The following is a 12,617-nucleotide window of genomic DNA, read 5'->3' as shown; positions in this document are numbered from 1 at the left end:
GTCAGGCGTTCTCCCCAAGGCCGCTTTCGATCGCTTTGCGCACGGCGGCCACGATGCCGTGATAGCCGGTGCAGCGGCAGATGTTCCCGCTCATCGCTTCGCGGATCTCGTCATTCTCGGGCATCCGCCTGCTGGCGATCATCTCGTCGACAAATGGCACCAGCGTCATGATGAAACCCGGCGTGCAGTAGCCGCATTGCAGCCCGTGTTCGCTCTTGAAGGCCTGTTGCAACAGATGGTCGGCTGACGGACCGCCCATGGCCTCCACGGTCTTGATGGAAGAGCCGTCGCACTGCACGGCGAAGGTCAGGCAGGACAGCCTGGGTGTTTCGTCCAGGTGCACCGTGCAGCAGCCGCAGGCACCGTGAGCGCAACCGATATGCACGCCCGACAGGTCGAATTCCTGCCGCAGCACATCCGCCAGCAGACGGCGAGGTTCGACATCGAGCGCCTTGGTGACGCCATTCACTTCCAGCGTAATCTCGGTCATTTCTTTCCCAGCGCTCTGGTGCAGGCGGTCGTTATGGCGCGCTGCGTGAGTTGCGCGATCAGGCCGCGGCGGTAATCGGCGGAAGCGATGTGGTCGTCCACCGGGTCAATGGATTCGGCAAAGAGCTGGCCTGCTTCCTTGGCCTTCGGATCGATGAGTGGTTGGCCGGCCAGGAAATCTTCGATTTCGGGTGCTCGTATCGGAAAGAGGTCGGCGCCGCTGCAAACCATTGCGGCTTTCGTGACGGCAGAACCGTCGTGTTCCAGCGTGATTCCCACTGAAGCCGTTGCGAAGTCGCCGCTGCGCTCGCCGAGTTCGATGAAGCTGCCGGTCGAGGTCTCCAGTGGTAGCGGCAGCTCGACGGCCACCACCATCTCACCCGGTTCCAGCGCTGTCACATAAGCACTCAGGAAGAATTCCGTTGCCGGGATGCGGCGCTCGCCCGCGGTCGAGCGGACGACGATATCGGCGTCGTGGAGAACCGCCACGGCAGGCAGTTCTGCCGTCGGGTCGGCATGCGAGATGCTGCCGCCGATCGAACCGTTGCGGCGAATGGTGGGGTGACCGATGTAGTGGACGGCATCCAGAAAGGCGGGGAAGTGCCTGGCGATCAGCGGATTGCCGAAATAGGCCTCATGGCGGGTGAGCGCGCCGATGCGCAGTGTCTTGCCGAGGACTTCAATCCCGGCGATCGGCAATTTGTTGATGTCGACGAGATGACCCGGCCTTGCCAGTCGGAAGTTCATCATCGGCACCAGGCTCTGGCCGCCGGCGATCGGCCGCCCGTCGTCGCCAAACTGGCTCAGCAGTTCGAGCGCGTGCTCGAGCGACGTCGCGCGATGGTATTCAAATGACGCTGGCCTCATGGGCTCCCCCTTAACAACCACCGAGAATCCTGAAGGAGTACAGGTTCAGATCTCTCCAACTGGCACCTCCAAACCTCTCACGCAAGCTAGTTGCCACTCACGTTGTATGCAATAGAAAAAAAATTGTAGACAAAGAGACGACGCTCGCATTAGGCTTCGGGATGTCAGCGAACAATCGCGGGCGGAGGATTGAAGAATTTGCGTGGCCGATGGAACACGGCCGCCACGGGAGGAGATTGGAATGCGAGCTTTTGCACGAAGTTGCGGCTTGGCTTTGGGCCTCATGATGTTCGTGGGCGGCATCGCGCATGCCCAGGACGCCGTTACCCTGAAGATGGTGGGTGCCTGGTCGCCCGGCTTCTCGCCCACCGCCGAGGTAGGCAAGAACTTCATGGAGAACGTGAATCGCCTTGGCGAAGGTAAAGTCACGATAACCTATATCGGTTCAGACGACGTCTTGCCGCCATTCGATCAGCCCGAGGCCCTGGTCAACGGGGTATTCGACGTTTGGTACGGCGCCCCCAATTACTGGGCCGGCGTGGTGCCGGGCGGTGATATTACAGAACTGTCGCCGTTGACGATCCCCGATGGCGGCCCTGGTTCAGCGCTCTACGACTACATGGTCAAGCTCTACGCGGCGAAGGGCGTGCGTTACATCGGCCATGCCGCCGGCGATCCAGGCGAGGGCGCTCATTACGTTTCCACGAATTTCCCCGCCAAGTCGGTAGACGATCTCAAGGGCAAGAAGCTGCGCGTGGCTCCGTTGACCCGCCACTTCGTGCAAGCGGTTGGCGCTGAGTCCATCACATTGCCGCCGGGGGAAATCTTCCTGGCGATGGACCGCGGCACCGTCGATGGCTTCAGCTGGCCGGTGGCCGATGCCTTCACACGTTACAACTGGCAGACCGTCACCAAATACATGATCAATCAGCCCATGTATCGCAGCGGCGGCAGCGTTGCCATGAACCTCGACAAGTGGGACAGCCTGTCACCGGAAGTGCAGGACATCCTGCTCAAGGCGATCGCCGAAACGCAGAAATTCGCGCTCGACTGGTTCGACAAGAACCAGAAAGAGCAGCAGGCCATCATGGTCAAGGATGGCATGAAGGTCCTGGATATCTCGCCCGAAGAATCTCAGCGCTGGACGAAGGTCGCCAACGACTCCCTCTGGGCCTACTACGAGTCGATCCTCGGCGCGGAACGGGTGGCTGAAGTCAAAGCCTTGTTTGCCGCCAAATAACAGCGCGGTTGACGGCGTCGATCGCGCCCGCCACCTGGTCGGGCGTGGTCAATCGAGGTCATGCGAGAGCCGCCAACCTCATGAAGCCAAATCGTCTCAAACACAAACAGTCAGGACACCCTCGTGAACAAGCTCGAGCGCGCGTTCGATTTCATACTTAACTTCTTTGCCGTCATCTCGGCATTGTTGCTGATCGCCATGATGCTTTTGACCGTAATGAAGGTGGTGCTTCGGGCGCTGTTTCACCACGGTATACTGGGCATCGACCAGATCACCGGAACGATGATGGTCTACATCACGTTCCTTGCAGCCGCATGGGTGCTCCGCCGCGACGGTCACGTGACGGTCGATATCGTAGTCGCCAACCTGCGCCCCCAAACCCAACGTGTCGCGATGTTCCTCGGGTCGCTTGTCGGTGCCGCCGTATGCCTTGTGCTGACTTGGTTTGCGACCAAAGCGGTGCTGCTCTCATTGCATCGTGGAATCCTCATTGCGGCGGAGATCGAGATCCCGCGGGCTGTCAATCTCGTCGTGATCCCCATTGGCTGTTTCCTGCTTGGCATCGAGTTCCTGCGACGGGCGGTGCGCTCCTATCGCGGCGAAGCCCTGATCTCCGAAACACCTCGCCAGGAGGCTTGAAGACTATGGAATGGTGGCAATTTCTCCTGGCGTTTTTCCTTGGCCTCGGCCTGTTCATGGTCATTGGCGTTCCGGTCGCGATCGCCTTTCTGCTCGTCAATCTGGCGGGCGTCTACTACCTGTGGGGCGGCGTCTCTGGCTTCAACCAGCTCGTCCTCAGCATCGACAGTTCGATCTCCACATTCGTCCTCGTACCCGTGCCCATGTTCATCCTGATGGGCTCGATCATGTTCCATTCCGGCATCGCGCAACGAATGATCGAGGTGCTCGATCAATGGTTGGGCTTCGTCGCCGGCCGCCTTTCCGTCCTGGCGATCGGGGCTGGTGCCGTGCTGGGCACGCTTACAGGCATGGCCATGGGGTCCGTCGCCATGCTGGGCTCTACGCTGACGCCCGAAATGGAAAAGCGCGGCTATGCAAAGGCGATGTCGATCGGCCCCATCCTGGCCAGCGGCGGCCTCGCCATTCTGATACCGCCGTCGACGCTGGCGATCGTGCTGGCGAGCCTAGGCGGGTTCTCGGTCGCGAAGATCCTCATCGGCATCATCGTGCCCGGTATCCTGCTGGCGATCCTCTGCATCGGTTACATCATCATCCGGGCGACGCTTCGCCCCGATGAGGCGCCGGCCTACGAGGCGCCTCGCGTGCCGATTGGCCAACGTCTGCATGACGCCACACTCTATCTCGTCCCGCCGGTCTGCATCGTGGTGATGATCATCGGCCTGATATTCTTCGGCACGGCAACGCCGACCGAGGCTGCTGCGATCGGCACCTTCCTCACCTTCGTCCTGGCGCTGCTCTATCGGAAACTGAACTGGGAGGTTCTGGTCAAGGGCGTGGGCTCTGCAACCATGCTGTCCGTGATGATCCTGATAATCCTCACGGGATCCGCCGCGTTCAGCCAGTTGCTGTCCTTTTCCGGGGCAACCAGCGCGATCACCAGTCTGGCCAACGACCTGCCGGTGCCGCCGCTGCTGGTGCTCATCATGATGCAGCTGATCGTCATGTTCCTGGGCATGTTCATCGAGCAGACCTCGATCGTGCTGGTAACGATTCCGATCTTCCTGCCGATTGTTCATCAGATGGGCTGGGATCCGATCTGGTTCGGCATCATCATGATGGTGAACCTGGAGATGGCGACGATCACGCCGCCCTTCGGTCTCTCGCTGTTTGTCATGAAGGGCATCGCCCCGCGCAACACGACGATGGGCGACATCTACCGCGCGGCCATCCCATTCATCCTGATCAACATCCTTCTCATGGCAATCATGATCGCGATGCCCGACTTGGTCCTTTGGCTGCCAAGCAAGATGAATTGACGGCGCTTCGTACCAGCGCCCAAGAACATTGGAGTTCAAAATGACCAGCAAACGCCAGACCGTCCTCGATACCATCGACAAGAACCGGGACAAGGCCATCCAGTTCCTGCAGAAGATGGTGTCGATTCCGAGCGTGACCGGCGACGAGGCCGCGATCCAGGCCTTCGTGTCGGACTACATGAACAAGATCGGCCTCGACGTCGACATGTGGGAGACGGATTGGGAAGAGCTGAAGAAGCATCCCGGATACCGACCGGTGGATCGGGGCTATGAAGGGCGTCCCAACATCGTGGGCACGCGCAAGGGTGCGGGCGGAGGCCGGTCGCTGCTGCTCAACGGACATACCGACGTGATCCCCGTCGGCAATGGCGAGGGGTGGAGCGACAATCCTTGGTCGGCCGCGATCAAGGACGGCCGCATCTACGGCCGCGGCTCCTGCGACATGAAGAGCGGTGTCGCCAGTCATATCCTTGCCGTCGAGTTCCTCAAGGAGGCCGGCGTCGAGCTGAAAGGCGACGTCTATATCAACGTCGTCATCGACGAAGAGGTGAGCGGCCATGGCACGCTGGACACGGTGATCCGCGGCTACAAGGCCGATGCGGGCATCTCCGGTGAAACCAGCGATCTGGCGGTCCAGCCGGCCTGTATCGGGCGAATCTGGTTTCAGATCGACGTGCAGGGCAAACCTGCAGGCATCCAGCAGCGCTACCTCGGCATCAGCGCCATCGATCTCGGCAACAAGATCGTCAAGGCCGTCCAGGAACTGGAAGACCACCGTGTCGCCACCGTCCGCCATCCGCTTTACCCGAATGCGCTGGACTCCCTGCCTTGCATCATCGGCAGCTTCCAGGCCGGTAACTACCCGAGCGCCTTCCCGGCCAGTGCCGTATTGAAAGGCAGCATCGGCACGGTTCCCGGCGAGGACCATGAGGGCGTCAAACAGAGCCTCGTCGACAAGATCGCAGAGGTTGCGGCGCAGGACGAATGGATGCGCGACCACCCTCCGGTGGTGCGTTTCGTGGGCTATGACGCGCAGGCGTCGGAAATCCCGCGTGACCATCCGATCGTCGAGCTGCTGTCGGAAACCTACCGATCGGTAGCTGGCAAAGATCCCGTCATCAGCGGACGTCAAGGCGCAGCCGATACCCGCTTCCTCAACGAGTATGGAGCGACGCCCACCGTGATCTTCGGCCCCGGCTCGACCGCGGTGATGCACGCAAACGACGAGTACGTCTCCATCGACGACTACATGACCGCGATCAAGGTGATGGCGTTGTGCATCATGGATTGGTGCGGCGCTCAGGAGTGACGGCCGAGGATGGTGGTGGCGGCAGCCGGTTGGCTCGTCCGCAACCACCGCACGACGAGAGTTCTCCACCCTCTCCCGGCTATTCGGCTTTCACGAAACGCGGGTCGAAGGTCTGGGCGAAGGCGATGTTCGCGTCGGCAAGCTCCGGATCGAGCGTCTTGAGCATCTCCAGGAGACTTTTGAATCCTTCTTCAGCGATCAGGCCCTTTTCGGAGTACATGGCACGCGATTTTTCAAAAGCGGTCTTGTACAGATCGCGGTCGCCCAGCAGGAATTCCTCCGGTACGGCATCGGCAACGTCATCGGCCGACGCCTTGTGAATCCATGCGAGCGATTTGGTGAAAGCATTGACGACACGCTGGGTGGTGATCGGATTGGCGTCGATGAAGCTTTGCTGCAGATAGACAGTTGCGGCTGGATTCGTGCCGCCGAAAAGCTGACGCGTGCCCTCCTCGGTCCGCGTGTCCAACAGCAGCGTGATGTCGCCGTCGACCTCCAATCGGGTGATGACCGGGTCGAGGTGGACAAGAGCGGCGATTTCACCTTTCTTGACGGCGGCAACAGCGCTCGCACCACCGCCGACCCCGATGATCGAAGCGGCATCGGCCGATTGGCCGTTCTTGATCAACGCATATTGAAGCAGCAGTGCGGTGGAGGAACCGGGTGCCGTGACACCGACATTTTGGCCCTTCAAGTCGGCAATCGTCTTGATCTCGTTTGCCAGGTCCTTGCGTACGCCGATGCAGATGCCAGGAAAGCGGCCGAGTTCGCAGACAGCCTTGATGTCCTGTCCTTTGTTCTGCATTCGGATCGTGTGTTCGTAGGCGCCGGTCACGATGTCCACGGACCCGCCGACCAAGGCCTGCAATGACTTTGCGCCGCCGCCGAAATCGTTGATCGTCGCCTTGATGCCCTCTTCTTCGAAGAACCCTTTACGCTCTGCGATCGTCAGCGGCAGATAATAAAAAAGCGGTTTCCCACCGACGCCGAACATGAGTTCGGCTTTCTCAGGCGCAGCTGACGGGTCCTGTGCATGGGCCGGCAGGCGGGACACAACACTGGCAAGGCCAAAAGCAGCCGCTCCTTCCAACAGATTTCTGCGGGTGATCCTCATGGTCTTCCTCCTTGATAATTTCGGCGGTCAGATGGTGTTCTGCCCGGTCGCCTTCGGCCGCCAGACGAGCAAGCGTTCCTCAATGATTGTCACCCCCCAATCGATCAGCAGCACGAAAGCGGTGAGCACTAGCATGCCTGCAAAAACGCCAGTCACATCAAACACGCCCTCGGCCTGGTGGATGAGATAACCGAGGCCTGCCGATGAACCGAGATATTCGCCGACCACCGCGCCGACGACCGCGAAGCCCACGGCGGTGTGCAGGCTTGAGAACATCCACGACAATGCGGAGGGCAGATAGACGTTACGCAGCAACTGACGTTCGTTCATGCCGAGCATCCGGGCATTGGCAAGCACGTTCTGATTGACCTCCTTCACGCCCTGATAAACGTTGAAGAAAACGATGAAAAAAACCAGCGATACGCCAAGTGCCACTTTCGACCAGATGCCAAGGCCAAGCCACAGCGCGAAAATAGGCGCCAGGACCACGCGTGGCAGCGAGTTGGCGGCCTTGACATAAGGATCGAAGATGGCGGCGAGCACGGGTTTGCGGGCGAACCAGAAACCGATCAGCACGCCAGCGACCGCGCCGATGGCGAAAGCCAGAATGGCTTCCAGCAGCGTAATGCCGAGATGATACCAGATGGTCCCTTCAGCGAACCATTTGTAGGTTCGCAATGCCACGTCGCCAGGGGTTGCGAAAAAGAATTTGGCTTTGGAGGGATTGCCGAACAGGTGCGTGGCCGTGAAGAGATGCCAGGCAACGATGACAACGGCAGCGACACTGAGCTGCGCCAGAAAAAGTACCGGTTTCCTCATTGGCGATCTCCACTCGTCTGTCTGTAGCCCTTGAGAACCTCTTCCTTCAGCGCACCCCATATTTCGCGGTGAATATGATGGAACTGGTTATCGAGGCGGATCTCTGAGATTTCGCGCGGCCGGGCGAGCGGAATACGGTATTCGGCCATGATGCGCGCGCGGGGACCGGCAGACATGATCACGACCCGGTCCGCAAGCGCGATGGCTTCCTCCAGGTCGTGCGTAACGAATATGACCGCCTTCTTGTCTTGGGACCATAGATCGAGAAGGAGATCGCCCATGATGACTCGCGTCTGCGCGTCGAGCGGACCGAACGGCTCATCCATCAAGAGGTATTTCGGATTGCGGATCAGCACCTGCGCGAGGCCGACGCGCTTGCGCTGACCGCCGGAAAGCATATGCGGATAACGATCGCCGAAATTCCCCAATCCGACTTTCTCCAACCATCCTCGTGCCTGCTCGCGAGCCTGCCTTTTGGGCACTCCGGTAATCTCCAGGCCGATCGCGACATTCTCGATCACCGTTTTCCACGGCATGAGAGCATCCTGTTGAAAGAGGTAACCTGCCTTGCGGTTGAGACCCTGCAAGCGCTGGCCGCCAATTTCCACGGTGCCGCTGGCGGGAACGAGAAGACCGGCCACGGCATTGAGCAAGGTCGATTTTCCGCAACCCGTCGGGCCGACGATGGCAACGAATTCGTTCTCGGCGATTTTGAGATTGCTTTCCGCGACAGCGTCAAATCGACCGCCGTTGGCAAGCTTGAATGAGATCTGGATGTCCTTGAGTTCGATCACCGTTCCGCGGGATTGGTTCGGCTGAGCGATTTCTAGACGGGTGTTACTCATTGTCTTTTTCGCTCCAGGCATCGTGATTTCGCTTCGCGGCACGGTTCATGTTCACATCTCAAGAATTTGCTTCGGGATGTCCTCGGTGTTGGGACTCGCCATGTCGGGGGTAAGGAGGTGGCGGAATTCACTTATGCCCCGGGGTCTGCGTCGAAGACAGGCACGCAGGGCAATCTAGGCGATGGCTGTCAGATAACGCTCCACGGAAAAGCGCATCGCTTCCTTGGCGCCACCGAGCACGTTGCTCCCCCACCAGGCACCGTAGATGTGGTCATAGTCGAACGGTTCGACCGCTGATGCAATGCGTCTAACGGTTCGTGCGTTGAGTGGAATCTGGTTCGGATAGCTGTACATGAAGGAGAGGTGCCGTCGCGTCGGCACCACCTGCAGGATATCGCCGGAGAGGATGGCGTTGCCGCCGCTGCGCTTCCAGTGCAGCACCTGTCCGCCGGCGAAATGACCACCGCAGCGGATCAGGGTAAGCGACGGGTTGAGGGCCAGCGTTTCGCCTTCCCAGAAGGCAACGGACGGATGCGGTCGCATCACCCATTGGCGGTCGTCGGCATGGATGTGGATCGGTACGCCGCCGAAGGCTTCGCTCCACTCGATCATCGATGAATAGTAATGGCAATGCGAAATGGCGATCGCCTGCAGGCCGCCTCGGCGCTTGATTTCGGCCACCGCATCGTCGCTGACCAGGCTGATGCAGTCCCACAGCACGTTGCCATCGGGTGTTTCGGCCAACAGCGCACGCTGGCCGATGGCAAAGCGTGGCTCGATGCCGAAGGCGAGCACGCCGGTTTCGTCTTTCATTACCAGTCTATGGGTCTTGGCCAGGTCGTCGAAGGTCGTCCAGGCCTGACCTTCCCAGCGCACATATTGGCGCTCATCCTCGCAGATCGGGCAATGATCCGGCGGCAGTTCGCTCTCGGCAAACTGCACGCCGCACTGCAGGCACATGAAGTGCGCCATTCTTCTCCTCCGGCTTTCCACCCCCAAAAGGGACATAGGTCAGCCGGAGGCGATACGGAAGGGCCGGAATGTGTGCGGTTGCTCTCAGGCCGGTTCGAAGTTCAGGGCCACGCCGTTGATGCAATAGCGCAGGCCGGTCGGCGGCGGGCCGTCCTCGAAGACATGGCCGAGATGGCTGCCGCAGGTGGCACAATGCACCTCGGTGCGCACCATGCCGTAGCTGCGGTCCACAGTGGTCTCGACCGAACCTTCGACCGGATCGTTGAAGCTCGGCCAGCCGGTGCCGCTCTCGAACTTCAGCTTGGCTTCGAAAAGCGGGCTGTCGCAGCCGACACATTTGAACGTGCCGGCGCGCTTTTCATAAAGAAGGGCGCAGCTTCCCGGCCGCTCCGTGCCGTGATGGCGCATCACCTGATATTGCTCGGGTGTCAGCAATGCGCGCCACTCAGCGTCGGTGCGGGTGACGGGGAAGGTATGGGTGTCCATGAATGATCTCCTTGCCTTTGCGGCTTGTTGTTCGTTGCAGGGGATGTTCGTCCAAACATAGGCATTCGTTACGCGCCTGCCCAGCCGTTCCCGCGCGGGATTGTTGGGTCAGCTCTTGCTGCTCGTTTCTTCCTGTTCTTGTCTCAGCGTGGCGATGAAACGTTTGGTGCGTTGGTGCTGCGGGTTGCCGAACACAGTTTCGACCGGACCTTTCTCGACAACGATGCCCGCTTCCAAGAAAACCACCTCACGTGCCACCTTGGAGGCGAGCCGCAGATCATGCGTGGCCATCACCATGGTAGTGCCTTCGGCGGCGAGCTGGCCAAGCACGTCCACAACTTCCTGTGCGAGTTCGGGATCGAGCGCAGAGGTCGGTTCATCGCACAAAAGCACGCGGGGCGACGGCGCAAGCGCACGGGCGATGGCGACGCGCTGTTGCTGCCCACCGGACAGGGTCGCCGGCCAGGCATCCGCCTTGTGTGCCATGCCGACCTTTTCAAGCAGCGAGAGCGCACGCTCGCGCGCCTTGTCCGCTGGCCATTTCAAGACTGTCACTAGCCCTTCCATGACGTTCTCGATGGCGGTGCGGTGCGGAAACAGCTGGAAGTTCTGGAACACCATGCCGGTCTGCCGTCGCAGTCTCAGCACATCGCTGGACGAGACCTTGCCGCCGGGCTGGAAGGTCAATGTTTCCTCGCCGATCCTCACGGTGCCGACGGTCGGGATTTCCAGAAGATTGATACAACGCAGCAATGTCGACTTGCCGCCGCCCGACGGGCCGACAAGCGCGGTGACGCTGCCCTCCTTCATGGCGACGTTGATGTCCTTCAAGACGACATTGTCGCCGAAGCGCTTTTCCAGGTTGGAGAGTTCGATCACGAGCGTGCCTCCAGGAAACCGCCATAGCGGCTGAGCCGGGCTTCGAGCCGTACCTGCAATGCCGACAGGATCGAGCTCATCGCCAGATAGATCAGTGCGGCTTCGACATAGAGGATCAGCGGCTCATAGGTCACGGCGACGATACGCTGCGCCGACTGGAAGAGTTCCGGCAAGGTGATCGCAGCTGCAAGCGAGGTGTCCTTGACCAGCGAAATGAAGGTATTGGACAGCGGCGGCACCGCGACCCTGCCAGCTTGCGGCAGAATGGTGCGGCGCATCGTCTGGCTCCAGGTCATGCCGATCGAATAGGCCGCTTCCCACTGCCCTTTCGGGACGGAGCCGATGACCGCACGAATGATCTCCGACGAATAGGCACCGATGTTGAGCGTGAAGCCGATCAGCGCGGCGGGGAAAGCGTCGAGCACGATGCCGATGCTGGGCAATCCGTAGAAGATCAGGAACAGCTGAACCAGAAGCGGGGTGCCACGGATGATCCACACATAGAAGCGAACGATCGCTGACAGCGGCCAGGGCCCGAACAAACGCAGCAGCGCCGCGCCGAGCCCTACGGCCAGCCCAAAGGCGAACGAGAGAAGGGTGAGCGGTATGGTGAAAATCAATCCGGCCCACAAAAGGGGACCGAGCGAATCCAGCATCAATTGCAGCCAAGGTGGCACGAACTGTTCTCCCTCCGGACTTGTTCTATAACGTCATCATAGTCGGTCGCAGAAAACACAAAAGCGGCGCGCCGCCAACGGCACGCCGCCTTGTTTGAGTGAGCCGGGTAAAATTCCCGGCCCGCAGCAGGCCTATTGGGAAACGTCCTGGCCGAAATAGGTCTCGGATATCTTCTTGTAGGTGCCATCGGCCTTGATCTCGGCCAGCGCCTTGTTGATCGCCGCGACCAGCTCGGGATCGCCCTTGCGTACGATGACGCCGGAATAATCGGCATTGGCTTCCTGCGCCACGATCTTCACCTTGGCATCCGGTTTGTGCTTCTTGAAATCGTAGAAGGAAAGGCTGTCGTTGATGGTACCATCGACGCGGCCGTTGAGCACGAGCTGGATCGACTGGTCGAAACCGTCGGTGCCGACCAGTTCAGCGCCGTTCTTTTCGGCGATCTTGCCGAAGTTTGACGTGAGCGACTGCGCTGACTTCTTGCCCTTGAGATCGGCGAAGTCCTTGATGTCGGCATTGTCATCACGAACGATGAGGACGGCCTTTGAAGCGATATAAGGGTCGGAGAAGTCGTACTTTGCCTTGCGCGCCTCGGTGATGCCGACTTGATTGATGACGGCATCGTAACGCTTTGCATCGATACCGGCGATCAGACCGTCCCATTTGCCTTCGAGGAACTCGGCCTTGACGCCAAGCCGCTTCGCGATCTCGCGGCCGATCTCGACATCGAAGCCGACCAGCGCACCGGATGTGTCGTGATAGGTGAACGGAGCATAGGTGCCTTCAGTGCCGATCTTGAAGACACCTGCCTGCTTGATCTGATCGAAGTCAGCACCGGCATGACCAGCGGTAACGGCCAGAACCTGCAGGGTTCCGGCCAGGAGCAGCGATTTCAGCCATTTCATCTTTTTGTGATCCCGTAATGTCGGCGGACAGCAAATGTCGACCTTTGGAGAGGTGC

14 protein-coding genes are annotated in these 12,617 nt (G+C 60.0%); 4 read left to right on the top strand and 10 right to left on the bottom strand.

The features are described 5' to 3' along the window. Position 1: 1 nt before the first annotated feature. Positions 2–490 (bottom strand): (2Fe-2S)-binding protein, encoded by a 489-nt coding sequence (locus tag ACFWXH_RS19025; protein ID WP_379122803.1) that lies wholly within the window; start codon positions 488–490, stop codon positions 2–4. Continuing rightward, positions 487–1,356, bottom strand: coding sequence for an FAD binding domain-containing protein (locus ACFWXH_RS19020; RefSeq protein ID WP_379122801.1), 870 nt, complete (start codon positions 1,354–1,356; stop codon positions 487–489). Before ACFWXH_RS19020 ends, ACFWXH_RS19025 begins: the two co-directional genes overlap by 4 nt. 241 nt (positions 1,357–1,597) lie before the next feature. Here ACFWXH_RS19020 and ACFWXH_RS19015 point away from each other — a divergent pair, with 241 nt between their 5' ends. The 4 genes from ACFWXH_RS19015 (at position 1,598) to ACFWXH_RS19000 (ending at position 5,863) form a co-directional block, all read left to right on the top strand. Next, a complete protein-coding gene (locus tag ACFWXH_RS19015; protein WP_379122799.1) occupies positions 1,598–2,596 on the top strand; it encodes a TRAP transporter substrate-binding protein in 999 nt (332 codons plus the stop codon). A 123-nt stretch (positions 2,597–2,719) separates the two neighbouring features. After that, entirely contained in the window at positions 2,720–3,235 is a 516-nt protein-coding gene (locus tag ACFWXH_RS19010) for a TRAP transporter small permease (RefSeq protein WP_379122797.1), read from the top strand. 5 nt (positions 3,236–3,240) lie between these two features. After that, positions 3,241–4,554 carry a TRAP transporter large permease subunit gene (locus tag ACFWXH_RS19005; RefSeq protein ID WP_054313902.1) on the top strand — a complete coding sequence of 438 codons (1,314 nt, stop codon included), beginning with the start codon at positions 3,241–3,243 and terminating at the stop codon, positions 4,552–4,554. Between the two features lie 40 nt (positions 4,555–4,594). Further along, the gene (locus tag ACFWXH_RS19000) at positions 4,595–5,863 is read left to right on the top strand and encodes an ArgE/DapE family deacylase (protein ID WP_379122795.1); all 1,269 of its coding nucleotides are present in this window, start codon (positions 4,595–4,597) and stop codon (positions 5,861–5,863) included. A gap of 79 nt (positions 5,864–5,942) precedes the next feature. On the opposite strand, the gene ACFWXH_RS18995 is transcribed toward ACFWXH_RS19000, so the two are convergent. The 8 genes from ACFWXH_RS18995 to ACFWXH_RS18960 form a co-directional block, all read right to left on the bottom strand. After that, on the bottom strand, positions 5,943–6,977 hold the full coding sequence (locus ACFWXH_RS18995) for an ABC transporter substrate-binding protein (RefSeq protein WP_379122793.1): 1,035 nt from the start codon (positions 6,975–6,977) through the stop codon (positions 5,943–5,945). 27 nt (positions 6,978–7,004) lie between these two features. Then, on the bottom strand, positions 7,005–7,796 hold the full coding sequence (locus ACFWXH_RS18990; protein ID WP_379122791.1) for an ABC transporter permease: 792 nt from the start codon (positions 7,794–7,796) through the stop codon (positions 7,005–7,007). After that, positions 7,793–8,641, bottom strand: coding sequence for an ABC transporter ATP-binding protein (locus tag ACFWXH_RS18985; RefSeq protein WP_379123298.1), 849 nt, complete (start codon positions 8,639–8,641; stop codon positions 7,793–7,795). The genes ACFWXH_RS18990 and ACFWXH_RS18985 overlap by 4 nt, the downstream gene beginning before the upstream one ends. A gap of 174 nt (positions 8,642–8,815) precedes the next feature. Next, complete coding sequence (locus tag ACFWXH_RS18980) at positions 8,816–9,613, bottom strand: MBL fold metallo-hydrolase (RefSeq protein WP_379122789.1); 798 nt, start codon at positions 9,611–9,613, stop codon at positions 8,816–8,818. A gap of 84 nt (positions 9,614–9,697) precedes the next feature. Continuing rightward, the gene (gene msrB / locus ACFWXH_RS18975; RefSeq protein WP_054313896.1) at positions 9,698–10,099 is read right to left on the bottom strand and encodes a peptide-methionine (R)-S-oxide reductase MsrB; all 402 of its coding nucleotides are present in this window, start codon (positions 10,097–10,099) and stop codon (positions 9,698–9,700) included. A 108-nt stretch (positions 10,100–10,207) separates the two neighbouring features. Next, complete coding sequence (locus tag ACFWXH_RS18970) at positions 10,208–10,978, bottom strand: amino acid ABC transporter ATP-binding protein (RefSeq protein WP_379122787.1); 771 nt, start codon at positions 10,976–10,978, stop codon at positions 10,208–10,210. Next, a complete protein-coding gene (locus ACFWXH_RS18965) occupies positions 10,975–11,655 on the bottom strand; it encodes an ABC transporter permease subunit (RefSeq protein ID WP_379122785.1) in 681 nt (226 codons plus the stop codon). Before ACFWXH_RS18965 ends, ACFWXH_RS18970 begins: the two co-directional genes overlap by 4 nt. A gap of 132 nt (positions 11,656–11,787) precedes the next feature. Beyond that, positions 11,788–12,561, bottom strand: a complete 774-nt coding sequence (locus tag ACFWXH_RS18960) for an amino acid ABC transporter substrate-binding protein (protein ID WP_379122783.1) — start codon at positions 12,559–12,561, stop codon at positions 11,788–11,790. Positions 12,562–12,617: the final 56 nt, after the last annotated feature.

The sequence above is a fragment of the Mesorhizobium sp. NPDC059054 genome, from assembly GCF_042739215.1.
Taxonomy (GTDB): Bacteria; Pseudomonadota; Alphaproteobacteria; order Rhizobiales; family Rhizobiaceae; genus Mesorhizobium.
This window is presented reverse-complemented; position numbering and strand designations above follow the sequence as displayed.

Excerpts from the sequence above, each read along its gene's own strand:
- ACFWXH_RS18995 (WP_379122793.1), bottom strand. The coding sequence starts at position 6,977 with ATGAGGATCACCCGCAGAAATCTGTTGGAAGGAGCGGCTGCTTTTGGC.
- ACFWXH_RS19015 (WP_379122799.1), top strand. The coding sequence starts at position 1,598 with ATGCGAGCTTTTGCACGAAGTTGCGGCTTGGCTTTGGGCCTCATGATG.
- ACFWXH_RS19005 (WP_054313902.1), top strand. The coding sequence starts at position 3,241 with ATGGAATGGTGGCAATTTCTCCTGGCGTTTTTCCTTGGCCTCGGCCTG.
- ACFWXH_RS18960 (WP_379122783.1), bottom strand. The coding sequence starts at position 12,561 with ATGAAATGGCTGAAATCGCTGCTCCTGGCCGGAACCCTGCAGGTTCTG.
- ACFWXH_RS19000 (WP_379122795.1), top strand. The coding sequence starts at position 4,595 with ATGACCAGCAAACGCCAGACCGTCCTCGATACCATCGACAAGAACCGG.
- ACFWXH_RS18990 (WP_379122791.1), bottom strand. The coding sequence starts at position 7,796 with ATGAGGAAACCGGTACTTTTTCTGGCGCAGCTCAGTGTCGCTGCCGTT.
- ACFWXH_RS19020 (WP_379122801.1), bottom strand. The coding sequence starts at position 1,356 with ATGAGGCCAGCGTCATTTGAATACCATCGCGCGACGTCGCTCGAGCAC.
- ACFWXH_RS18980 (WP_379122789.1), bottom strand. The coding sequence starts at position 9,613 with ATGGCGCACTTCATGTGCCTGCAGTGCGGCGTGCAGTTTGCCGAGAGC.
- ACFWXH_RS19025 (WP_379122803.1), bottom strand. The coding sequence starts at position 490 with ATGACCGAGATTACGCTGGAAGTGAATGGCGTCACCAAGGCGCTCGAT.
- msrB (WP_054313896.1), bottom strand. The coding sequence starts at position 10,099 with ATGGACACCCATACCTTCCCCGTCACCCGCACCGACGCTGAGTGGCGC.
- ACFWXH_RS18985 (WP_379123298.1), bottom strand. The coding sequence starts at position 8,641 with ATGAGTAACACCCGTCTAGAAATCGCTCAGCCGAACCAATCCCGCGGA.